This is a genomic window from Nocardioides sp. NPDC057577, assembly GCF_042801335.1.
Lineage (GTDB): Bacteria > Actinomycetota > Actinomycetes > Propionibacteriales > Nocardioidaceae > Nocardioides.
Genome location: NZ_JBHVGB010000004.1, coordinates 14,540 through 36,787 on the forward strand (window position 1 = coordinate 14,540; position 22,248 = coordinate 36,787).

The window sequence follows — 22,248 nt, forward strand, 5'->3', positions numbered from 1 at the left end:
ACGACCCGGAAGGCACCGCGACCTGCATGCGCAAGCCGGGCCGGGTCAAGGCACCATTCCCCGGCGTTCCGGCCCCGATCCGGCTGATTCGGACCTAGTGTGCGGCGCATGAGTAAGGAATCCGAAATCACAGCGATCGCGCGCCTCGTAGGCATCCCTGACCCCGGACTCGGTGTGGGCTCGTCGGTACCGAAGGCACTCTTCGACGGGGTCTGTCATCGGTTGCGGATCGACGCCAGCGGGACAATGCCCCAGCAGGCGCAGCGGATCGTGACCGCCGCGAACCTTCGTTATCGCTCCGACTTCTTTGACAGCCGAGGAACGCCCTCCCGGGGCGGTTCAACTGTCACGCTGGAGGGACTGCAGCAGCTCAAGACGGCGGTTCAAATCCTGCTGAACTGACTGACGGTGTGGGGTCGGCCTGGACGGCCCACCGTGTCAGCTGTCGCTGAGTTCCTTCACCGCCTCGATCAGCACGTGGAGCCCCGGGAGCGTGATGGTCGAGCCGCCTCCAGAAGCCGTGTGCCGACTGTCGCACTCGTCCGTCCAGGTCAGACCGGTGGTCTCGGCGACGCGCTGGCCGACGACGGGCATCGGGCCGCTGTCGACGCCGGCGAAGCGGGTCAGCCGGTCGAAGAGCTCGGCCGGCAAACTGCTACCGATGCCGACCTTCATGCGCTCGGCGCGCCGATGAGGTCGCAAAGGCGGTCCACGGCCTCCTGCTCGGTCTGCGCCTCCGACGCGCTCGTCACGGCTCGATCCCAGAGAGGGTGGGCCACGATTGCAGAGAGTGGCGATCACGTGCAGGCGGATGTGCCGCGACTTTCGGCGGGACTCGGGAGTGGTTCCTAGTCGCGGCGGGCGGCGAGGCAACGATCACGAACCGGGCAATGGCGGCATACCTCGGGATCGTCTGCGCCAGGCGGCAGGAACTGCAACCTTTCCGGGGCAAGGAGGTCTGCTTCCGGGGCCTGGGGAGGGCGCTTCCGCCGATGGTCCCCAGCGGTCCGAAACGCGGCCTGGTAGCCGGCTGGCCTACTGGTGAGAGTCAGGTTCCACTCGTCGGCCGTGTTGCTCCCTGGGTAGATCACTGCCTTGGCCTCGCTGCTGCTGCGCTCGCCTCTCGTGAACTGCCGCCAGAGGTCGTCGCACAGTCGCCGCGCCTGATCCTCCGCCTCACCGTTTCTGCGCATCGCGCCCAGCACGTTCCCGTAGAGCATGGCGTGGTGGTGTGGGCTCCGGAAGGCGGGCGTATCCCCGAGGAGCCACTGGAGCGCGAACCGTCGGGGGCACGCGTGAGCGACGGCGGTCGCCCTAGCGTCGAGCGAGGCGACAGCAGAGTCGAGGTCCGGAGCGCCGGGCGAAGGTGGAGGCTGTAGGACCTCTCGTAGTGCTGGATGCTGTGCTGGTCCCTGCCAAGGATGGATGCTCACGCCGCCCACGAACTCCGCCACTCGCTCGTCCGCGCCCGCCGGTTCGGTGATCAGCGTGACTAGGGAGGAGGCGTGGTGCAGATCTCCATCGAGCTCTTTGATCCAGCTGAGGGTCAGCGGATGTGCCGTCGCCTCTGGTTCCGTTAGTTCGGGGACTCCGTCGAGGCCCAGATGGAGTAGATAGAGGTCGCCTTGACCCGCGTCTTGAGAGCGGGTCCTCAAGATGCCGAGGCTGATCTCGTGGGCGTCGCGGGAGACCGCATTAACGTCGCTTTCCCTCAGGGGCCATCCCAGCCCACCTACCCGCGACGGGAACGACGTTTCGGAGAGGTTGGCGAGGTGCAGGGGGCGATGCGATGCGGCGAATCCAAGAGCATCAAGACTTCTCAACGGGCGGACGAGGCTGTCGTCATCTTCGCTGTCATGCCCTGCTGTGTCGAAGTCCGGCTTACGCCCTAGTACCATCTGGACGATCTCGATGACTTCGTCAACGTGGACAACTGTGTCACCTAGGTCGCCGAAACTGTTGAACTTGGACCGCACCTCTTGGGCTTCAGCTGCAGGAAGATCGCGGAGGCCACGTTCCATCCGGTCACGCAGAGTGCTCAGGTGCACATCGAAGGTGGCGCTTTCTTGGGCGACTGTTTCGTTGAGGAGCGTCACTACGGCTTGAACGGCGTCCCGCACGAATGCAGCCTCTTCGACCGACAGGTCAGCCCACGGCAGCATTCGCACCTGATTGTCGAGTTGCCTTGCGATGCGCTCACGGTCGTCCTCGTCGAGGCGGCGGGCACCGCGAGCGGCGACCTCGTCGACGATGAGCCGATGCAGAGCTTCCGCACGCGTAATCCACTGGTCAACTGTGTCGCAGCCGTCGAAGAACTGAATGCAGCGTCGGAGCGCCGCAAGTGCTCGGGTGTCACCGCTACCGGGGACATCGAGGTATCCACTCGAGACAATGTCGAGCAGCCGCTCACTGCTTAGGCGTAGCCGCGGGTGGGCCCCGACGGTCGGGTGGATGCACCTGTGCAATCCGAGGAGGAACGACCCGACCGGCAGTTCGCTCAGGTCGACCGATCCGCTTGCCTGATCGCGATCGAGACGCCGAACTAATCGAGCCAGCGCCTTCGAAGCGGCGCCGTAGAAGAGACTGCCAGGACTCTCTGTGCCTTTGTCCCGCGTCGCTGCCCAGTGGCGCGCGAACTCCGCCGCGTTCCGGTAGGAGACCACCTCCGCCTGGTGCGCGAGCGCCTTTGAGTCAACCGGCTGGCCCGTGAGGGCTGCGCGGTACGCATCGGCGCAAACGGTCGGACGTGGCCTGGCGCTGCGGTACTCGACCGGAGGCATCTGCCAGTCGTTCTCGGTGAAGAACCGCCGCCACGTCTTGAAGGCAGGACTGCGTCCATCGTCGTGCACGACGAAGATCTGGTCCACCTCATGCAGTCCCGCAAGAAGCTGGAACAACTGCCACTGCGGCGGCGTATAGAAGTAGAACCCATGGTGCACGAGGGTGCGGCGTGCGCCGTTCTCGAGGGGCCCGAAGCCTGCTTGTAGTGCGTCACGCAGGAACTGTGCAACGTCCCGGCCGCGAGCCGACCTGCCGGTAGCCACCTCGACAGGGTCAATCCAGAGCGCGTCGCGAAGCGTCGTGAAGGCCGGCACTTCGGCTTCGACCTGAGCCCAGCCCCGTATTGCTGCCTCGGGCAACTGACTGGTCGGGGTAAAGTCAGCGGGCCTCATTCCGGCTGCTGCCAGCGCTGTGATGGTTCTGAGAAACTCCCGCCGGTTCCTTAGGAGTATTGTTCCCTCCTGGAGCGGGAGTGTCCCTAGCCGTACGGCGCTCTGAAGCGCGTTGCCCATAAGGAACTCGAGCCGGAACTGGCACCATCCCGCACGCTCCCTCCACTGGCGGCGCGCCTTCTGATACTCCTCCGGACTGCGGGAGAGGACATTCTGGCCAGGGAAACCCTCGACACCTTGGCTGAGGCCATGTGGGCGTGCCGGAAGGACGATCAGGTCGAGCAGGGCTGCAATCGGCAAGGCGACCCTGCCGGTTTCCTGCATCACGCGAGACAGTGACACCGTGGCGGTCACGTGGTTGGCCTGGCTCCAGGACGTACCCGCTTCAAAGAGCACCGTGGCTAGGTCGTCTCTTCGAACAGAGGGGACGGCGATTGCGCTCATCTGGCCCATCAGGAGCCTCCGGGCGTTGAAAGTAGTTCGGACCACGAGTTCGGTACCTGCGGCGTGTGTCCGGCGGGCTTGCGGAAGGCTCGCACTTCGAGCCGCGCCCGGGTCATGGCGACGTACAGGAGACGGACTTCTTCGAGCATTGCCTCACGTTCGTTCTCCTGGTCGTCGGCCCCGTCCTGCGCGTAGTTGGCGAATACCTCTGCCTGTCCGGGCGGGGACCAGCGCCAGAGGAGTGCCGCCTTCGTGCCGGGTCGTCGAAGCACTGACACTTCGGTCCGGCCCTTCCTCGGCTGGTTGCGGATGAACGGCTTGGTAGTGAATGGCAGCACAACTCGGTGGTACTCGAGGCCCTTCGCCTTGTGGACGCTCAGTGCGACAGTCACCCCGTCTGCCGTGAGCGTGGCCTGCTCGTACGGCTCGTCCTCGTCGGTATTGGTGGCGATCTGAAGCCGAAGCCACTCGAGGACCTGGAGCGGCGAGGCTGACCCGTCGTCGAACGTGTTGCTGATCAGCGTGATGAGGTGGTTGAGGCAGTTTGAGTACCGGCCGCGCTCCTCGTCTTTCTCGCCCGGGCGCTCGACGGCGTCGGGAGCGAACCAGGCGACGCAGTCCACCAGGAGCCCGACTATGGAGCTGCGCGTCAGGTGTCGCTGCAGTATCGCGAGCCGGTCACTGAGCCCGCGCAGGTCGCCCGTGCTCAGCCGAGCAGATGAGGCCAAGGTGCCGAAGCGCGACCGCCAGTCGATTGGCGCAGCTTGGGCGTTGCGCCAAGCCTCCGCCGCGTCCTCGGGGAGGACATCTGGGGGCTCGGAGGCAAGGACCCCGGCGCCCCATCGGGACTCGGCCAGTTGCAGCAGCGCGGCCGGGTCGCCGGGCGCCATCAACACCTCCAGCAGTGCGCGCGCCTCAACGACCGCCGGGCTGCGGAAGAACTCGCCGCCGACGTAGACCAGGCAGTGGCCGCCGCGCTTGTGGATGGACTCCTGGACGAGCCTGGCCTGCCAGTTCTCCCGGCACAGGATTGCCAGAGAATTGGCCTTGTGAGCGGCTCGCCAGGAGCTGATGACATCGGCGGCCTGATCAGCGGCATACTGGTCGGGCCACCATGATCGGTCCGTGAAGTGCACCGGAGTGCTGCGATCTCCGCGGCCCGTGTTCCCAGCGTGGAGTTGGTCGTCCGGCTGGTATTCCAGCCACTTGCTCTGTCCCCAATAGCGGAAGAACGGGTGCAGGCTGTTCAGCAGCCGCTCACCGGAACGGAAGTTGCGGATCAGACCGTAGGGCTGGAACGGCGTGAGTCCAAGGTCGTCGACCCTCTCAGCGAGTTCCGAGAAGGCGTTGCCCGCTGCCCCGCGGAAGCGGTAAATCCCTTGCTTGACGTCGCCGACCACGAACATGCTGGCGCCGGTCTGCTGATGGATCTCGAGGAAGAGACTGATCTGCAGCGCGTCAGTGTCTTGGAACTCATCGACGAAGATATGCCGGAATGTGGGCAGGCGGTCACCCGATGTCGCGGCGGTTGACACTGCAAGCGGGACTAACCCTGACGTCGGGACCACCTGCTCGTCGCGGCAGAGTTCGCCGAATGCCTGTGCAACGTCCTCGAGGGTCGCTCGCGTCATGTCGAGTACCTCGGTTCTGAGCCGGTCCCCGTGTGGAGTTCCCCAGTCGAAGGGCGGGGGGTCGCCGCCGTCCAGTTGCATGAGCGGCAGGCCGTTGTTCTCCAGTCCTGCCCAGACAGACTCGAGATGGTCTTCCCAGGCGTAGGCGGCCGGCACTCGGCGTGCGTCTGCGGCGCCCATGGCGCGGTTGAGGGCCGCTAAGTCCGCGGACAACCGTTCCTGCAGCAGTCTGCGGAATGGCATCGTGAGCTGGCCGACGCGGAAGTTCGGCGCATAGCCGACCGCTTCTCCGGTCTGCTGCAACGTCTGTTTGGCGAACGTGTGGATGGTGCTGATACTTGCGGTGCTGAGTTGCAGCATCCAAGCGACAACCGGCGGCACGCAGTAGCGACAGAGTCGCTGGCGAAGCATGAGGGTGCGGCCCAAGCGCGCGCGCATCTGCAGGGCCGCTTCCCGCGTGAATGTCACGAAGGCGAAGTGCTCCGGGGTGAGCTCGCCCGCCTCGGCCGATCCGTGCGCAGCTGACCGTTGGGTGGAGAGCAGGAAGACCATCCGCTCACTCATCGTCTCGGTCTTGCCTGTTCCGGCGCCGGCCCGGACCAGTACATTCTCGGCCCGGGGCGCGTGGACGACCCGCCACTGGCCGTAGTTGAGCCCGCCTGCATCCTGGGCGCGGGCCATCGCAGCTTCGAAGATGGATAGCTGCCCTGGACTTAGCTGACCGTCGACGGCCCAATGCACCTCCTCAGGGAGCCCTGTCACGACCGCGTCCTCGAGCAATCGTGCGCCGCGGAAGGCTTCGAGCTGCTGCGCTGGAACGCTGCTGCTGAGCGGTCGGTCGGATACCAGGAAGACTCGGACGCCGTAGTCAATGAGGGCCAGGACATCGTCAGCGTGCTCTCCGAGTGGCCCCAACCTGGTCACGCTGTACTGCGGCACCGGGGTGAGACCGAGCCTGTGGCAGGCTGCCGCCAAGCCGGCAGCGTGCGTCTCGTCGATGAAGCGGCGGGCGACTTCATCCTCCCGTGCTGCCTGCGCCGACGGTCCTGGACCGTCTTCGGAGGCCGGGGCAGGCCAGCGCCGCCTACGCTCTGCGCGCTCCAACGCTGCGTCGTCCAACCACTCGCCAGAGCCCTCGTCCGCGAGGATCGGCGTGTTGGTCTGCGAGGTGCTTAGTGGAGGGCCGGGTACCTCGGTCATCGCGCTGACGGGCCAGACCCAGGCGGTGATCCTCTCGCCATCCCGACCGGTTCGAGTGTCCTCGTGGCCAGCGTCGCGAAGCTCGCGCATGCTCGCGCGCAGCCATCGTCCATGGGCATTCGTAGCGGTGGGTGCCTCGAACAAGATGAGGTTGACCGGCATCTGGGTGGCACGCGCCAATCGGCGATAGTCGTTGAAGGCAGCACGTTCCATCCAGTGCTGCCGGACTCCGGTGAGCGGGTCGACGTCGGCGGCTGACCGGTACTTGACCTCCCAGTACTCGGTGACGCCTGCCTTCGCAGCCGCGATGTCGGGTTGCCGAACAGAAGGCCCGGGGGTGTAGGCAAGAGGCGCCAGTGTCGTCGTGGCGTTGCCCACTGCCCCCGACAGCAGGTGAACCGTGTAGCCCATCTGGTTGAGCCAGTCGGCCCAGGCGCGTTCACATTCGTGCCAAGGGGCGTCAGTGTCGTCGAAGCTACTGTTCATGTGGCTCTTCCTCGGTGGTGAAGCCGTGTTCGGTTGCGAGCGATCTCAGATCGGTCTCGAGGTCTACAAGGGTGAACCCGCCCGGGTGTTCACCGTTCGCGAGAAGGTCACGCCACGCTGCGAAGACACCATGCCGCAGTGTGCTGGGCATCAGTGACGTCATGCCCCACCGGGCAAGTACCTCGGACTCAGCGGTGAAGGTCTCACGCAGAACCGCGTAGCGCGCCTCGTAATCGGACCGGGGGGACGAGGGCACGGAGGAGGCGGAGGTTGTCCCGTTGTGGGCTGTTGACCTCCTTGAGTCGCCCCCACGGGCGGAAGAGTCCGCCCGATCTGGCCGGCGACCCGTCGCTGCGCTGGGCGCGGCCGGCCCACCAGATCGCAGCAGGCGAGTCACCAGGTCGCGGACGTCGTTCGCAGCGGGGTGCTTGCCTCGGTGTCGCATCTCCTCCTGGATCTGCGACAGGACCGTCACATTGTCGGGTTCGCGACGGGCGAGGCTCTCTAGTTCATCGCTCCTGAGGCGCTTGTATGGCCGAACCTCCACTACTCCGGCGCGCCGTATACGCCGCCACCCCCCCCGTTTCTCGGCGTGTTGATTCGCCCGATTGTAGAAGGTTCGGCTGAGCGGCGTCGGCGAATCTGCTACGCACCAGCAGCGTTGCGTCGGTCAGCCCGAAAGGTCCCGAGCGCCGAGTGGCTGGAGGAACGCAACTCCCAGTCGGCGGCCGTGCAGGTTGAGGCCCGGGACGTCGGAGTCTCGCTGGGCGGTCGGGCGACCGGCGTGCCCGAGATGGTCGACGTCTACTGCGATCCCACCGTCATCGACTTTGCGCTCAAAGCCCTCGCGCCATCGAGAAGATCTCGTTCCCTAAGGTTTGCCGCGACCACCGCTTCGCCCTCGACGGCGACGACTTCCTCGCCACCCTCGTCGAGGTCCCCGACATCGACGGCACCTTCCTCGAGTTCGAGACCATCGCGCTAGCCGCCGACGTCGATCGCGCTCTTGACGTGGCGCAATCAGTGCTGCGCCGGCTCGGGATCGGCGAGGACGACCTCACGACCGAGACGTACACCGATGCCGTCGCTGCGGCCCGTAGAGACGTCAGCCCAGACCCCATCGAGTAGCTCAGTCCCGGTGCTGGAGGCGGGCTGCCCGATCGGCGCAGGCCGGGCATGGGAGTGACGCTCGGAGGTCTCGACAGCGGCTCCGTGACGTCGCTCCGGTAACACGCGCCTGATGAAGTTGCGTCGAACATAAGCTCTAGCTAAGCTTCATATGTGACCAAGACGCCGGCCTTCCGCTTCATTGACCTCTTCGCTGGTGTCGGTGGCTTCCATGCCGCCCTCAAGGCCTACGGGGGCGACTGTGTGTACTCCGTCGAGATCGACCCGGCGGCCGCGTCGGTCTACCGTCGCAACTGGGGAGGCGACCCTCTTGGTGACATTGCCCAGGATGCAAACGACGACGTAATGAAGGTTCCGGCACACGAGGTTCTGGCTGCTGGTTTCCCCTGTCAGCCGTTCTCCAAGTCAGGTTTCCAGCGCGGCATGGATGAGACTCGGGGAACGCTCTACTGGAACATCCTGAAGATCATCGAGAAGCGCAAGCCCAAGATCGTGCTCCTGGAGAACGTCAGAAATCTGGCCGGTCCCCGCCACTTGCATGAGTGGCAGGTAATCATCGAGACGCTGCGCGAGCAGGGGTACCGGGTCTCAGACACTCCTGCAATCTTCTCGCCGCACATGTTGCCCCCGGAGCGTGGTGGGCGTCCTCAGGTCCGCGAGCGGGTGTTCATCACCGCAACCCACAATCCGGCTGGCCTGGGCGATGACATCGAGGTGCCACCGGCGCCGCGGCCGGGAGGCGTGGACGGATTCGACCCGAAGGCCGAGTGGCATCTTGAGGACCTACTCGACGACACCCACAACATCCCGGGATGCAATCTCACAGATGCCGAGCGTCTATGGATCGACGCCTGGGACGAGTGGGTCCAGCGCTGGTACGAGGCAACCGAAGGGCGCAGGCCGCCTGGTTTCCCGATCTGGGCTGACTCGTGGACGGATTTCGATGGTGTGGTCGGGAACTTTGGATTCGTACCTGAGTGGGACGATCTGATGGCCGCGGACCCGAATCTGCCGAGGTGGAAGGCAGGACATCTTGCGAAGAACTACGCCCTGTACGCCGAGCATCGCGACTGGATTGATCCGTGGGCTACCAGGAGTGGCCTCTACACCAGCCGCTTCCCCGCCTCGCGTCGCAAGCTCGAATGGCAGGCGCAGGACACTCCCCGACTGTGGGACACGGTCATGCACCTTCGGCCCAGCGGAATCAGGGCCAAGCGACCGACCTACCTTCCGGCTTTGGTGGCCATCACCCAGACGTCGATCGTCGGTCCCCGTGAGCGCAGGCTCTCGCCTCGCGAGACCGCTCGTCTCCAGGGTTTGCCTGACTGGTTCGACTTCGGTCACCAGCGACCGGCCGCGACGTATAAGCAAATGGGCAACGGCGTGAACGTCAGCGCGGTTTGGCACGTTCTCCGTGAGGTCGTGCAGCGCGATGAGGACATCCTCAAGCACACCAAGGCGGGACTCTCGATCCTCGACGCGGTGCTGACGGCGCCGCTGTCACCGGATGGCGTCCTCGAGGCGATGGTTCCGAGCGACTAGATTCTCTTGACGCTTGGTGGACGCCAGTTGACGTCACCCGGCTCTCACGGGTATGAGTCTGAATTCCCCGGATGTCGGGTCGAGTCGTCGTCTTCCCCGAACTGCATGCCCGCCCCAGATGCCCAAAATGCACTGGCAGGGATGGGGCTCTGCCCAACCGGGCCGACCCGCGAGCCATGATGACGTGCTCACGGGTCCGCTGCGTTCCCTTAGCCTCGCGATCGGGAGGCTGCTTCCCCATGACCCGGTTGGTGCAGATTTCGAGGAACTCTGAAACTTCGGCAAGAATCTTCTGCTTGGTCGTTACGAGACCTATCCCGCAAGTGTCTTCGTATAGATCAGGAAGTTGTCGATGTCCCTTTTCTTGATGGATACCTTGGCCTTGCGTGGCTTTCCGTCGGGCTGCCGGAAATCCTTCTGGAAGTCCTTGAGTACCAGGCTGACGTTCGCCTGGTTCACCTCAAGGATCTTCACACCCACGAACCGCACGGCCTCCTTGAACTTTGCGGCATAGGAAAGCGGGTCATAGACCTTGCTCCGACCGACATGCCCGACAGACCGTCGCCAGTCGTTCCAGGCGATCGTCGTCACGTTGTAGTTATCGCGTCCGTGCCATGTCTCGTGCTCGTAGATCACGTACCAGAAGCGGCCGTACTTCTCGAGACAGCGTAAGAAGTTTTCCTTGTCATTGCCCGGTGACTCGTTGACAGCGACGTTAGAGGCCTTGAGATCGCCGTAATGCTCAAGCACAACGTCATCGAGGAATCGCAGATCGTAGTCGAACTCGCCCCTCCGCTTCTCCTTTTGCACGACGACGCGGTTGGTGAGGTGGTGCTCGGCCAGATATCGGCTCAGTCGGAACTCGACGTAGAATCCCGCCCATTCGTTCTGGAACCGGTCCGGCCAGTTCGAGGCATGCATCTCCTGGACGGCTTCCAAACCGTCAATGCGCTGGCCGTCGAGAAACACCGTGCTGAATCGGTCGATGACCTCAACGTGCGGATTCCTCTCCTCGTAGCCGGACCGTAAGTAGCGCTCGAACTGGTCGGCCCGCACGCTGGCGAGGCGGTTTCCGTTCTTGTCGTCGCGCGAGAACTGCCCGAGCGTCTGGGCTTGGAACAGGTCGTTGGTGTACACCCACGCGGACGAGTTGTTGGCCTTGTTTCGCACGTAGGTGCGTGCGTCGTAGTCGACAAAGATCGTGACATCGCCGTAGTGGTAGATCCCTACGAACCGCGGCCTCAGGCCGTCGTCGACAGCTTGCTGGTGGGCACCGACCCAGGAGTTCGGAATTTGGATGCGCTTCTTGAACGCGGCATGCGGGCCGCCCATATGGGTGATCTGCTTCTTGAAGATCACCTGGTCGCGGAAGCGCACAACCCGCACTCCGGCGTAAACTTCGGCTCGGGCTCCCGCAGTGAGGGCGTTGAGCAACAACTCGTTCTTCCGCGCCTCGCTCAGTGTCGTGTCAGGGTGCTGGATGACAGAGCCGTCGGGCAGTATCTGATCGACGTCGAGTATTCCCACTCCGGCTTTGTACCGCATCTGCTCGATGATGGTGGTCGATTTGCTGCGATGGCAAGGTGGCCGGGTGAGCAGATACGAACCCTGGGCCTCTTCCCCGGCCGTACGCGCCACCATGCAGGGAAACCGGCGGCGTGACACCGCGCCCGAACTAGCTGTGCGCCGCGCCGTGCACGCCCTCGGGCTCCGCTATCGGGTGGACGCACGGCCGCTGTCAGACTTGAACCGCCGGGCCGACCTAGTGTTCACGCGCACGAGGGTCGCGGTGTTCGTTGACGGCTGTTATTGGCATGGCTGCCCCGACCATGGCACCACTGCGCAGACCAACGCCGGGTACTGGGGGCCGAAGATTGCGCGGAACCGCGAGCGAGATGCCGAGACCGATCGGATTCTCGCTGATGCGGGTTGGCAGGTCGTGCGAGTCTGGGAGCACGAGGACCCTGCCGAGGTAGCGCTCGCCATCTTTGCCGCAGTCCGATCTGATGCGCAGCAATAGGGGTGGAGCAAACCACTGGACGATAGACTTCAGCCCTGCGTGTGACCGCCAACGCACTGTGCGGGTGAACTCGGACGCGGCACGGCGGGCAGGGAGTTCAGCCTGCCCGGACTTGGAGAGATCAGGGCTGCCGGCCTTGAGGTCGCGATCCAGTCACCGAACCGCGTGCCCGACCAACCTGTCGTAGATGCGTTCCGCCTCCAGTGAGGGAGCCGTCGGCGATTTCGACATTCATCTCGACTATGTAAAGCGGGTTCACGGCGCGCCTGACTTTGCACTGACACTCAGAACCCATGAGTACCCGGGGCCCACGCCGCACGGGAACCACCTACCTGCTCGTCGGAAGGGTGGTTTCTCGCCTACCCATCCTCGACTTCTACCGAGCCACCAGCAGGACCGGTGTAACGGGATCAAGCCGACCGGACGAGAAGCGAGCCGATGCAGACCGACGAATACCCGGTAAAGGGGATATGGCGCGGGCGGGAAATTGCGACGCTGGACGTACGCCAACGATTGGAGCCGCTCGCGATGCCGAACCGTCCCGACACCCACGCCCGGACCATGTTGCCGATCCCGGACCGACCAGCTTCGGGGCACACGACGTACGACGCCAAGGATCCCGACACCGCCTACCCACCGATCGAGCCGCTGCTCCCGCCGGACGGCGCGCCCAACGTGCTCGTCGTACTTCTCGACGACGTCGGCTTCGGAGCATCGAGCGCGTTCGGAGGGCCCTGTTCCACGCCGGTCGCCGAGCGGCTGGCCGCCAACGGCCTGCGCTACAACCGGTTCCACACCACGGCGTTGTGCGCCCCGACGAGGCAGGCCCTGCTGACCGGCCGCAATCATCACTCCGTCGGCATGGGCAGCATCACCGAGACGGCCACCTCGGCGCCTGGCAACAGCTCGGTGCGGCCCAACACCAAGGCCCCGCTCGCGATGACCCTCAAGCTCAACGGGTACTCGACGGCACAGTTCGGGAAGTGCCACGAGGTCCCGGTCTGGCAGACCTCGCCGCTCGGCCCGTTCGACGCCTGGCCATCGGCCGGTGGCGGGTTCGAGACGTTCTACGGATTCATCGGCGGCGAGAACAACCAGTGGGACCCGGCGCTCTACGAGGGCACCACCCCGATCGAGCCGCCGGCGACGGCCGAGGAGGGCTATCACCTCACCGAGGACCTGGCCGACCACGCGTGTGCCTGGATCCGTCAGCAGAAGGCGTTGATGCCCGACCGGCCGTTCTTCGCCTACTTCGCACCGGGCGCGACCCATGCTCCCCATCACGTCCCCCAGGAGTGGATCGACAAGTACGCCGGGAGGTTCGACGACGGCTGGGACGTCCAACGGGAGCGCACCTTCGCGCGGCAGAAGGAGCTCGGGGTCATCCCGGCCGACGCCGAGCTGACCGCCCGCCACGAGGAGATCCCCGCATGGGACGACATGCCGGACGAGCTCAAGCCCGTGCTCGCCCGTCAGATGGAGGTCTACGCCGGCTTCCTGGAGCACACCGACCACCACGTCGGCCGCGTGATCGACACGATCGCCGACCTCGGCGTACTCGACAACACCATCGTCTACTACATCGTCGGCGACAACGGCGCCTCGGCCGAGGGCACCGTCAACGGAGCCTTCAACGAGATGGCCAACTTCAACGGCATGGCCGCGTTGGAGACCCCGGACTTCATGCGGGCGAAGATGGACGAGTTCGGCTCACCCAGCTCCTACAACCACTACTCGGTCGGCTGGGCGTGGGCGATGAACTCGCCGCTGCAGTGGACCAAGCAGGTCGCGTCGCATTGGGGCGGGACCCGTAACGGCACCATCGTGCACTGGCCCGAGCGGATCGACGACCCGGGCTCGGTGCGTTCCCAGTTCACCCACGTGATCGACCTGGCGCCGACCATCCTCGAAGCGGCAGGACTGCCCGAGCCGGCCATGGTCAACGGCGTCCAGCAGTCGCCGATGGAGGGGACCAGCATGCTCTACACGTTCCGCGGCGCGAACGAGCCGGAGCGCCACGATCTGCAGTACTTCGAGATGTTCGCCAACCGCGGCGTCTACCACAAGGGCTGGAGCGCGGTCACCAAGCACCGCACCCCGTGGGTGATGGTCGGCGGGGACCTGCCGGCGTTCGACGACGACGTGTGGGAGCTCTACGACGGCGACACGGACTTCAGCCAGGCGAGGGATCTCTCGGCGGAGCACCCCGAGAAGCTGGCCCAGCTGCAGCGGCTCTGGCTGATCGAGGCCGTCAAGTACGGCGTGCTCCCGATGGACGACCGCACCGCCGAGCGGATCGAGCCCGCCATGGCCGGCAGGCCGACGCTCGTCCATGGCAGGACCCAGCTCTTCTTTCCCGGCATGGGCCGGCTCTCGGAGAACAGCGTGGTCAGCATCAAGAACAAGTCGTTCTCCGTCACCGCCGAGGTGACGATCCCCGACACCGGTGCCGAGGGCGTGATCATCGCCCAGGGCGGCCGGTTCGGCGGCTGGACGTTCTTCGCCCGCGACGGAAGGCTCAAGTTCGTCTACAACGTGCTCGGCATCCAGCAGTTCCGCGTCGTCTCGGAATCGCTGCTCGCCGCTGGGACCCGTCAGGTCCGGATGGAGTTCGCGTACGACGGTGGTGGGCTCGCCAAAGGGGGCGGCGTCACGCTCTACGACGACGGCAAGCCGGTCGGCTCGGGCCGGGTGGAGGCGACCCAGCCGATGGTCTTCTCGGCCGACGAGACCACCGACATCGGCTACGAGTCCGGTACGACCGTCTCCTCGGACTACACCAGCCGGACCAGCCGGTTCACGGGCAAGATCGCGTGGGTCCAGATCGACCTCGGGGACGACGTCCACGACCACTACATCGACCCGGAAGAGCGATTCAGGATCGCCATGGCACGCCAGTAGCCGCTGCGCCGCGATGTCACAGATCCACCAGCTGTCCCGTCTGAGGGTGAAATCGGGAATCGACTGGACCTGGAGACAACATGAACATCGCCCTCTGGATCGTCGCCGGCGTATTCGCGTTCGGCTACATCGCTGGCGGCATCGTCAAGCTGAGGATGCCTTACGAGAAGTACGCCGCGAAGCTGCACTGGCCCGAAGACTTCACCCCCGGCAACGTGCGGTTCATGGGCGTCGTGGAGGTCCTCGGTGGCATCGGGCTGGTCCTGCCGGGGCTGGTGAACGTGGCGCCGGTGCTGGTGCCGGTCGCGGCGTCGTGCATGGCGCTCTACATGGCCGGAGCGGTCACCGAGCGGATCCGGCGGGCGGAGTACAAGGAGCTGCTCGGTGACCTGGTGTTCCTGGCGGCGATGGTCTTCGTCGCCTGGGGGCGTTTCGCGATCGAGCCGTTCTAGCGGCTAGGAGGTCGCGTGGGTCAGCGCGAGCGCCCGCTGTGCCAGGGGCACGGCGGCCGCCCGGTCCTCGGGCACGAGCCCGACCCGGGTACGCCGATCGAGGAGGTCGTCGAGGTCGGCGGCCCCCTCGTGCGTGACCCCGAAGACGAGCTCGGCCAGGGTGACGCCGCCAGGACCGGGCGTTACCAGGTCGTCCTCCGGGAGACCGGTGGCCCGGACGGCCTCATCGATGACGGACCTCGCCTCGGTGCCGAAGCGGCGGACCAGGCGCGTGGGCTCATCGATCTGCTCGAGGACGTCGCGGGGTGCGGCGCCGAGCAACGGCAGGTCCCGGGTCCGGCAGGGGATGCCGGTCAGACCGGTCGCGTCGATCGCGTCCTCGGCCATCTGCCGGTAGGTGGTGAGCTTGCCGCCCACGACGGTCACGACACCGGTGCGGGAGGTGAGCACGGCGTGCTTGCGCGAGAGGTCGGCGGTGGAGCCGTCAGCCTCCAGCAGCGGCCGGAGCCCGGCGAAGGCGCCGACCACGTCGGAGCGCTTGACGGGGCGCTCCAGGGCCGGCGCGAGTACGTCGAGCAGGAAACCGATCTCGCCTTCGGTCGGCTGAGGTACGTCCGGGATCGGGCCGTCGACCGGTTCGTCGGTCAGGCCGACATAGATGGTGCCCTCCGGCTGCGGGATCGCGAACACGAACCGGCTGGTGCTGCCGGGCACCGGAACGGTCAGCACGGTGCGTAGACCGGGGATGCTGTCGGCCCGAAGCACCAGGTGGGTGCCCCGGCTGGGCCGCAGCCGCACCTCCTCGACAAGGTCGCCGGCCCACACGCCGGTCGCGTTCACGACCCCGCGAGTGCGTACGGTCCGGGTGGCGCCGGTGCGCTCGTCGCGTAGGGCCACGTGGGTCGAGGTGGCCTCCAGCACGCGGACCCGGGTGTGGACGTGGGCGCCGTACGACGACGCCGTCCGCGCCAGGCAGGTGACCAGCCGGGCGTCGTCCTCGAGCTGCCCGTCCCAGTTGATCAGGCCCCCTCGCAACCCGGCCGAACGCAGCCCGGGCGCGAGCTGCTGGGCCTCGGTGCGGGTGACTCGGCGGGGGCGCGGGAGCGTCTCGCGGCTGGTGCGCGCGCTGAGCCGGAGCAGGTCGCCGGTGCCGAACCCGGCGGCGGCCAGGGCGGCCTGGGTGAACGAGACGTTGCTCGTCAACGGGAGCAGCCAAGGCAGTGGACGGGTCAGGTGGGGCGCGGTGCGCTCCATCAGGATGCCGCGCTCGACCGCGCTCTCGTGGGCGATGCCGAACTGCAGGGCGGCGAGGTAGCGCAGGCCGCCGTGGACCAGCTTGCTGGACCAGCGGGAGGTGCCGAACGCGACGTCGTGCGCGTCGACCGCGAGCACCCTGAGGCCGCGGGAGGCGGCGTCGAGCGCGGCGCCGGCACCGGTGACGCCGAGGCCGACGACGACCAGGTCGACGTCGTCGGGGATGTGACCGGAGGGGTGATCGAAGCCGTGGGCGATGCGATCGGTCATGGTGCCAGATACCTCCGGACGAGCTCGATGAGCTCCTGGTCGAGCGCGTCGGTCGTGACCCGGTCGTCGGTCATGGTGCCGACCGAGATCGCGTAGCCGTGGGTCGCCAGGACGATCCCGCGGGCGAGCGTCTCCGGGTCGCCGGTGCGTACGGTGCCGTCTGCCTGGGCTCGGGTGATCTCCTTGACGAGGACGTCGAGGATGGCGTCCTGGGAACGGCCGCGACGGTGGAGCAGGTAGGGCAGCAGCCACTCCGGGTCGAGGTCGACGGCGCGCCGGAACAGCTCGTCGCGCCGCACCGCGGCGACCGCGCCCGCGACTCCGGTCGCGATCCGCTCGGGTCCGCCGGCCGATTCGGCGACGTCGGGCAGGACGGTGGCGATGAGCTCGGCCGACTCGTTGGTCATCAGGTCGGCGAAGAGCGTCGCCATGTCCGGGTAGGTCCGATAGACGGTCATCCGGGACACCCCGGCCCGGTGGGCGACATCGGTGAGGGTCGTCCGCTTCCAGCCGACGGCGAGTACGCACTCGCGGGCGGCCGCGAGCAGCCGGTCGGCGGTCGACAGCCCCTGGTCGTTGTTACGTTCGGACGTCATGTGTAACACTGTAACGCATGATCCTCGAGATGCACCCTCAGCGCTGGGGCGACCCGGCCCACGCCGCGCCTCTGCCCGAGTCGGTCAAGGGCCTCGTCGACGCCTTCATCGGCACCCGCGACACCCCGGCGGTCGACCAGGTCCGGATCCCAGCGCCCGGCCTGAGCGCCTCCCTGCTCGACGGGCTGCGCGCGCTGGTCGGTGAGGACGAGGTCCTGACCGACGACGACACCCGTCGGCTCCGCACCCGCGGGAAGTCGACCCCTGACCTGCTCCGGGCACGCGCCGGGGACCTGGCCGATGCACCCGACGCGGTCGTCCGACCGGGCTCGCACGAGGACGTCGAGGCGCTGCTCGCCTGGGCGGTCGAGCACCGGGTCGCGGTGGTTCCCTTCGGGGGCGGGACCAGCGTGACCGGTGGCCTGGCCGCGCGGCGAGACGGCTTCGCCGGTCTGATCAGCCTGGACCTGGTGCGCCTCGACCGGCTGCTCTCCGTCGACCCGGTCTCGATGACCGCCGTCCTCCAGCCCGGCATGCGCGGCCCGGCGGCCGAGGCCGCCCTGGCCGAGCACGGCCTGACGCTCGGACACTTCCCGCAGTCCTTCGAGTACGCCTCCATCGGCGGCTTCGCCGCGACCCGGTCCAGCGGGCAGTCGTCGGCGGGCTTCGGCCGCTTCGACGACATGGTCGTCGGCCTGCGGGTCGCGACCCCGATCGGCGAGCTCGTGCTCGGGTCCTCGCCCGCCAACGCCGCCGGCCCCGACCTTCGGCAGGTCGTGCTCGGCTCTGAAGGCACCCTGGGCGTCATCACCGAGGTCACGGTCCGGGTCCGCCCGGTGGCCGCGGAGAAGGCGTACGAGGCGTGGTCGTTCGCGACGTTCGCCGAAGGCGCCGAGGCTATGCGGACCCTGGCGCAGTCCGGCGGGCTGCCGACGGTGATCCGCCTCTCGGACGAGGCCGAGACGATGGTCAACCTGGCGAGCCAGAGCGACATCGGTGGCGAGGGCGTCACCGGATGCGTGCTGATCGTCGGCCACGAGGGGGCCTCCGTCGCCGCGCGCCGCGCCGAGGTGGCCGCCGTGCTCGAGGCGGCGGGTGGCACGAACCTGGGCGAGGAGCGCGGCCTGGCCTGGGCCGAGGGACGGTTCCACGCTCCGTACCTGCGCGACTCGATGCTCGACGCCGGTGTCCTCGTGGAGACCCTGGAGACCGCGACCTTCTGGTCCAACCGGGAGCGGCTCTACGGGGCCGTGAAGAGCGCGCTGGAGACCTCGCTCGGCGAGGGTGCGCTCGTGCTCTGCCACATCTCGCACGTCTATGAGACCGGCTGCTCGCTCTACTTCACCGTCGCCGCCCGGCAGACCGAGGACCCGTTGGCGCAGTGGCTGGCCGCGAAGGCCGCCGCCTCCGACGCCATGATCGAGTCCGGCGGGACCATCACCCACCACCACGCGGTCGGCACCGACCACAAGCCGTGGCTGACCCGGGAGATCGGACCGGTCGGCGTCGCCATGCTGCAGGGGCTGAAGGGCGCGGTCGACCCCACCGGCGTACTCAACCCAGGAGTGCTGATCCCGTGACCAGCGCCGGTGAGCGTGCGTTCTCGTTCCTGGTCAACCCGGTCTCCGGCGGCGGCGCGGCTCCGGCCGCGGTCGTCCCCGTGGCGCGGATCCTGCGAGATGCCGGTGCGCAGGTCGAGGTGATCTACTCGTCGAGCCCGCGCGCGACCCACGACGTCGTCGAGGCGGCCGTGGACCGGGGCGAGATCGTGGTCTCGGTCGGCGGCGACGGGATGCTGTCCTCGATCGCCGGCCAGGTCGCCTCCCGCGGCGGAACGCTCGGCATCCTCCCGGCCGGCCGTGGCAACGACTTCGCCCGCATGCTCGCGCTGCCCTCGTCCGCTGCTGAGGTGGCCGACCTGCTGCTCCGCGGGACGGCGCGCCCCGTCGACCTGCTCTCGTTGAGGCTCGGCGACTCTGCGCCCCGGGTGGTCGCCGGATCGGTGTACGCCGGGGTCGACGCCGTCGCCGGAGAGATCGTGGACCGCGTCCGCCGGATCCCCAAGGGGCTGCAGTATCCGTACGCCGCGGCCCACGCGCTGGCGACGTACAAGCCGGTCTCCGGAACGGTGGTCGTCGACGAGTTGGTCCTCGAGGTCCAGGCGGCGACCGTGGTCGTCGCGAACTCCGCCTACTACGGCTCGGGGATGAAGATCGCCCCGGCCGCCCGGGTCGACGACGGGCTTCTCGACGTGCTGATCATCGAGGCCGCCTCTCGGCGTCAGCTGCTCCGATCGCTGCCCAAGGTCTACGACGGCTCCCATGTCGCGCTTCCGGAGGTGACGGTGCTGCGGGGTCGCGCGGTCGAGCTCAGCGGCACCCCGTCCGTACCGATGGGAGCCGATGGCGAACCGATGGGGCACCTTCCGGCGGGCCCGGCCTCCGCGGCACGGATCGAGGTCCTCCCGGGGGCGCTCAGCATCCTGAGGCCCACGATTTTGAGTGATGCGCCGGCGCAGCCGAGTCGTTAGCCTGACGGGATGGAGCGGCTGTGGCCGCTGACCGGGCGGGACGAGGAGCTGCGGAGGGTCGCGGCGGCGATCCGGGCCGGTTCGGCGGGCGTCATCGTTGCGGGTCCGGCGGGGGTGGGGAAGACCCGGCTCGCCCGCGAGGCGCTGGCTTCCGCGGAGCGAGGAGCGACGGTCGTCCTCGCCCAGGGCAGTACGGCCGCCCGGACGTTCCCGCTGGGTGCGTTCGCCGGGCTGCTCGACGCGCGACCCGGGGAGGCCGCCGAGACGATCGGACGGGCGCTGGAACAGCTCACTCAGAAGCTGCCGCTCGTGCTGGCGGTCGACGACGCCCACCTGCTCGACGAGCACTCGGCGATCGTGGTGCATCGCGTGGTGGCGCGCCGGCTGGCGCCGGTGCTGGTCACTCTGCGTACGGGGGAGGCTGCGCCCGACATCGTGACGTCGCTGTGGAAGGACGAGCACCTGCCGCGTCTGGACCTGGCGCCGCTGGATGCCGAGGAGAGCACCGAGCTGATCGCGCGGGTGCTCGGCGGTCCGGTGGACACCGCGTCCGCGCACCGGCTGTGGACGCTGACCGAGGGCAGCCCGCTGTTCCTGCGGCACCTGCTGGCCGGCGAGGTGTCCGCGGGACGGTTCACGGCGGCGTCCGGGATCTGGCGCTGGACCAGCGAGCCGGCGATCTCACCGGAGCTCGCCGGCCTGCTGGAGCGCGAGATCGGCGACCTCGCGGCGGGGGTGCAGGACGTCGTCGACATGGTCGCCCTGGCTGAGCCGGTGGCGGTCCCGACCCTGTCCGCACTGACCTCTGCGGCGGACGTCGAGGAGGCGGAGAGCCGTGGGCTGGTGCGTACCGACGGCCTGGTCGCCCGGCTGGCGCACCCCCTCTACGGCGAGGTACGCCGCGCCGCGATGGGCACGCTGCGCGCCCGCCGCCTCCGCGGCCGGGTGGCACAGACTCTGGACCCGGAGCCGGATCCGATCCCTAGAGCCGTGCTCACCCTCGACTCCGACCTGCCACCGGAGCCGGCGCTGTTCCTGGCGGCCGCCGAGGCCGCGACCCGGATGTACGACCTCCCGCTGGCCGAGCGACTCGCGCGGGCGGCCGCTGCCACCGGCGACCTCGCCGCCAGGGTCGTGCACGGCGCCGCACTCTCCTGGCTCAGCCGGGGCGAGGAGGCCGAGGCGATCCACGAGGACATCGTCGCCACCGCGTCCGACCCGGGCGTGCTCGCGATGGTGCAGCTCCATCGCACCGGCAACCTGCTCTTCACGATGGCCAGGCCCGCCGAGGCCCATCAGGCGCTGGCCGCGGCCGAGGCCACCGGGGCCGCCCCGGCTCACGTCGCGGCCATGTCGCTCGTCCTGGGGCTGGTGGACGGGGAGACCTCCACCGTGCTCGCCCGTGCGCCGCAGCTGCTGCGGAGCGAGCTTCCCGACGATCTGGCCGCCATCCTGGCCGCCACCTCGGCATCCGCGGCGGCCGCCGTCACCGGCGAGCACGGGCTCCTCGACGAGGCCGCCGTCGTGGGTGGGCTGACCGCCGACCGGGTGCCGACCGTCATCCCCGGCTTCGGGCTCGCCGACTTCCAGGTGCTCGGGCACCGTCTCGCCGGCACCCCCGACCGGGGCGCGGACCTGGCCCGGAGGATGCGAGCGGCATCGGCCGACCTTCCCGGACCGGCGAGGCTCATGGGACTCGTCGTCGCGGGGCACGCCGCCCTCGCCGAGGGTCGGCTGCGCGACGCACTGGTCTCGCTGCGCGAGGCGTGGGCCGGGCTGGACGGCTCGGGCCACGAGTTCGCCTTCCGGTGTCGTACGTTGCTGGCCACCGCCCTCGCGCAGGCCGGTCTTCCTGAGGAGGCCGCGCCGCTCCTGGCCGGGATCGCTGCCGGGCACCATCCGGCGTACCGGCTCTATCTGCCCGACGACCGGCTCGCGCTGGCGTGGGGTGCCGCGGCCGAGGGGTGGACGACGGAGGCGATCGGGCACGCTGTCGCCACGGCTGACCTCGCTCGCGAGGCGGGTTCGCCCGCGTACGAGGTCCTGGCCTGGCAGACCGCGGTCCAGCTCGGTGACACGACCATGGCGCCGGCCCACCGGCTCGCGCCGCTCGCCGGGCTGTGCCCTCGCGCCGAGGCGGCCCTGGTCCACGCCCGAGCGTGGGCGGACGAGGACGGCGACGCGCTTCTCCGGGTGGCCCATGCGTGGGCCCGGCTCGGTGATCTCGTCGCCGCGGGCGATGCGGCGGCGCAGGCCGCCGACGTGCAGCGCCGCGCGGGACGGCAGGGATCGGGCATGACCGCGGCGGCCGCCGCGGCGAAGCTGGCCGAGAGGTCAGGTGCTCGCACCCCGGCGCTGGTGATCGCGGCCCGGCCGCTGCCGCTGACGGCCCGCGAGCGCGAGATCGCCGCGCTGGCCGCCCGAGGGTTGTCGAACAGGGACATCGCGGCGCGACTGACCCTGTCGGTGCGCACCGTCGAGGGGCACCTCTACCGGGTCGGCCACAAGCTCGGAGTCTCGGAGCGAGCCGCGCTGGCGGACCCTCTCGGAGTCGAGTAGCGCACTACTCGCACCACTCCGGATCCAGCGGCGGATGCTGAGAAGCACCCAACCGAAGGAGG

General features: G+C 68.0%; 15 protein-coding genes. 9 read left to right on the forward strand and 6 right to left on the reverse strand.

The window, feature by feature from the left end:
* Nucleotides 1-108: 108 nt before the first annotated feature.
* Nucleotides 109-402 (forward strand): hypothetical protein, encoded by a 294-nt coding sequence (locus ACFU7D_RS01400; RefSeq protein WP_378862303.1) that lies wholly within the window; start codon nt 109-111, stop codon nt 400-402.
* 36 nt (nt 403-438) lie between these two features.
* On the opposite strand, the gene ACFU7D_RS01405 is transcribed toward ACFU7D_RS01400, so the two are convergent.
* From ACFU7D_RS01405 to ACFU7D_RS01415, 3 genes are all read right to left on the reverse strand, one after another.
* Nucleotides 439-675 carry a hypothetical protein gene (locus ACFU7D_RS01405; protein WP_378862306.1) on the reverse strand — a complete coding sequence of 79 codons (237 nt, stop codon included), beginning with the start codon at nt 673-675 and terminating at the stop codon, nt 439-441.
* A 173-nt stretch (nt 676-848) separates the two neighbouring features.
* On the reverse strand, nt 849-3,617 hold the full coding sequence (locus tag ACFU7D_RS01410; protein WP_378862309.1) for a hypothetical protein: 2,769 nt from the start codon (nt 3,615-3,617) through the stop codon (nt 849-851).
* A gap of 8 nt (nt 3,618-3,625) precedes the next feature.
* Nucleotides 3,626-6,934, reverse strand: coding sequence for a UvrD-helicase domain-containing protein (locus ACFU7D_RS01415; RefSeq protein ID WP_378862312.1), 3,309 nt, complete (start codon nt 6,932-6,934; stop codon nt 3,626-3,628).
* On the opposite strand from ACFU7D_RS01415, the gene ACFU7D_RS01420 reads away from it, so the two are divergent.
* Both ACFU7D_RS01420 and ACFU7D_RS01425 read left to right on the forward strand, forming a co-directional pair.
* Complete coding sequence (locus ACFU7D_RS01420) at nt 6,933-7,091, forward strand: hypothetical protein (protein WP_378862315.1); 159 nt, start codon at nt 6,933-6,935, stop codon at nt 7,089-7,091. The genes ACFU7D_RS01415 and ACFU7D_RS01420 overlap by 2 nt on opposite strands.
* A 1,124-nt stretch (nt 7,092-8,215) precedes the next feature.
* On the forward strand, nt 8,216-9,604 hold the full coding sequence (locus ACFU7D_RS01425) for a DNA cytosine methyltransferase (RefSeq protein WP_378862317.1): 1,389 nt from the start codon (nt 8,216-8,218) through the stop codon (nt 9,602-9,604).
* Nucleotides 9,605-9,916: 312 nt separating this feature from the next.
* On the opposite strand, the gene ACFU7D_RS01430 is transcribed toward ACFU7D_RS01425, so the two are convergent.
* Nucleotides 9,917-11,245, reverse strand: a complete 1,329-nt coding sequence (locus tag ACFU7D_RS01430) for a hypothetical protein (protein WP_378862320.1) — start codon at nt 11,243-11,245, stop codon at nt 9,917-9,919.
* On the opposite strand from ACFU7D_RS01430, the gene ACFU7D_RS01435 reads away from it, so the two are divergent.
* The 3 genes from ACFU7D_RS01435 to ACFU7D_RS01445 all read left to right on the forward strand — a co-directional run bounded on the left by ACFU7D_RS01435 (nt 11,244) and on the right by ACFU7D_RS01445 (nt 14,977).
* Nucleotides 11,244-11,624 (forward strand): very short patch repair endonuclease, encoded by a 381-nt coding sequence (locus tag ACFU7D_RS01435; protein ID WP_378862323.1) that lies wholly within the window; start codon nt 11,244-11,246, stop codon nt 11,622-11,624. The genes ACFU7D_RS01430 and ACFU7D_RS01435 overlap by 2 nt on opposite strands.
* Nucleotides 11,625-12,152: 528 nt before the next feature.
* Nucleotides 12,153-14,525 (forward strand): arylsulfatase, encoded by a 2,373-nt coding sequence (locus tag ACFU7D_RS01440; RefSeq protein WP_378862326.1) that lies wholly within the window; start codon nt 12,153-12,155, stop codon nt 14,523-14,525.
* Nucleotides 14,526-14,605: 80 nt separating this feature from the next.
* Nucleotides 14,606-14,977 carry a DoxX family protein gene (locus tag ACFU7D_RS01445; protein ID WP_378862329.1) on the forward strand — a complete coding sequence of 124 codons (372 nt, stop codon included), beginning with the start codon at nt 14,606-14,608 and terminating at the stop codon, nt 14,975-14,977.
* 3 nt (nt 14,978-14,980) lie between these two features.
* Here ACFU7D_RS01445 and ACFU7D_RS01450 read toward each other — a convergent pair whose 3' ends face one another.
* Together ACFU7D_RS01450 and ACFU7D_RS01455 are read right to left on the reverse strand one after the other, a co-directional pair.
* On the reverse strand, nt 14,981-16,501 hold the full coding sequence (locus ACFU7D_RS01450) for a glycerol-3-phosphate dehydrogenase/oxidase (protein WP_378862332.1): 1,521 nt from the start codon (nt 16,499-16,501) through the stop codon (nt 14,981-14,983).
* Entirely contained in the window at nt 16,498-17,097 is a 600-nt protein-coding gene (locus tag ACFU7D_RS01455; RefSeq protein ID WP_378862335.1) for a TetR/AcrR family transcriptional regulator, read from the reverse strand. The genes ACFU7D_RS01450 and ACFU7D_RS01455 overlap by 4 nt, the downstream gene beginning before the upstream one ends.
* Nucleotides 17,098-17,114: 17 nt before the next feature.
* Between ACFU7D_RS01455 and ACFU7D_RS01460 the strand changes: the two genes are divergently transcribed.
* From ACFU7D_RS01460 to ACFU7D_RS01470, 3 genes are read left to right on the forward strand one after another with little or no spacing between them, the layout of a single operon-like run.
* Nucleotides 17,115-18,677: an FAD-binding oxidoreductase gene (locus ACFU7D_RS01460; RefSeq protein ID WP_378862338.1), complete on the forward strand. Its 1,563-nt coding sequence runs from the start codon at nt 17,115-17,117 to the stop codon at nt 18,675-18,677.
* Nucleotides 18,674-19,627, forward strand: coding sequence for a diacylglycerol/lipid kinase family protein (locus tag ACFU7D_RS01465; protein WP_378862341.1), 954 nt, complete (start codon nt 18,674-18,676; stop codon nt 19,625-19,627). Before ACFU7D_RS01460 ends, ACFU7D_RS01465 begins: the two co-directional genes overlap by 4 nt.
* Before the next feature lie 9 nt (nt 19,628-19,636).
* Complete coding sequence (locus ACFU7D_RS01470; RefSeq protein WP_378862343.1) at nt 19,637-22,186, forward strand: LuxR C-terminal-related transcriptional regulator; 2,550 nt, start codon at nt 19,637-19,639, stop codon at nt 22,184-22,186.
* The last annotated feature ends 62 nt before the right edge of the window (nt 22,187-22,248 follow it).

Bases quoted from the DNA above. Each gene is read 5' to 3' on its own strand.
- ACFU7D_RS01400 (WP_378862303.1), top strand. From the start codon at position 109: ATGAGTAAGGAATCCGAAATCACAGCGATCGCGCGCCTCGTAGGCATC.
- ACFU7D_RS01405 (WP_378862306.1), bottom strand. From the start codon at position 675: ATGAAGGTCGGCATCGGTAGCAGTTTGCCGGCCGAGCTCTTCGACCGG.
- ACFU7D_RS01410 (WP_378862309.1), bottom strand. From the start codon at position 3,617: ATGAGCGCAATCGCCGTCCCCTCTGTTCGAAGAGACGACCTAGCCACG.
- ACFU7D_RS01420 (WP_378862315.1), top strand. From the start codon at position 6,933: ATGTGGCTCTTCCTCGGTGGTGAAGCCGTGTTCGGTTGCGAGCGATCT.
- ACFU7D_RS01415 (WP_378862312.1), bottom strand. From the start codon at position 6,934: ATGAACAGTAGCTTCGACGACACTGACGCCCCTTGGCACGAATGTGAA.
- ACFU7D_RS01435 (WP_378862323.1), top strand. From the start codon at position 11,244: ATGCAGGGAAACCGGCGGCGTGACACCGCGCCCGAACTAGCTGTGCGC.
- ACFU7D_RS01430 (WP_378862320.1), bottom strand. From the start codon at position 11,245: ATGGTGGCGCGTACGGCCGGGGAAGAGGCCCAGGGTTCGTATCTGCTC.
- ACFU7D_RS01440 (WP_378862326.1), top strand. From the start codon at position 12,153: ATGCCGAACCGTCCCGACACCCACGCCCGGACCATGTTGCCGATCCCG.
- ACFU7D_RS01445 (WP_378862329.1), top strand. From the start codon at position 14,606: ATGAACATCGCCCTCTGGATCGTCGCCGGCGTATTCGCGTTCGGCTAC.
- ACFU7D_RS01450 (WP_378862332.1), bottom strand. From the start codon at position 16,501: ATGACCGATCGCATCGCCCACGGCTTCGATCACCCCTCCGGTCACATC.
- ACFU7D_RS01455 (WP_378862335.1), bottom strand. From the start codon at position 17,097: ATGACGTCCGAACGTAACAACGACCAGGGGCTGTCGACCGCCGACCGG.
- ACFU7D_RS01460 (WP_378862338.1), top strand. From the start codon at position 17,115: ATGATCCTCGAGATGCACCCTCAGCGCTGGGGCGACCCGGCCCACGCC.
- ACFU7D_RS01470 (WP_378862343.1), top strand. From the start codon at position 19,637: ATGGAGCGGCTGTGGCCGCTGACCGGGCGGGACGAGGAGCTGCGGAGG.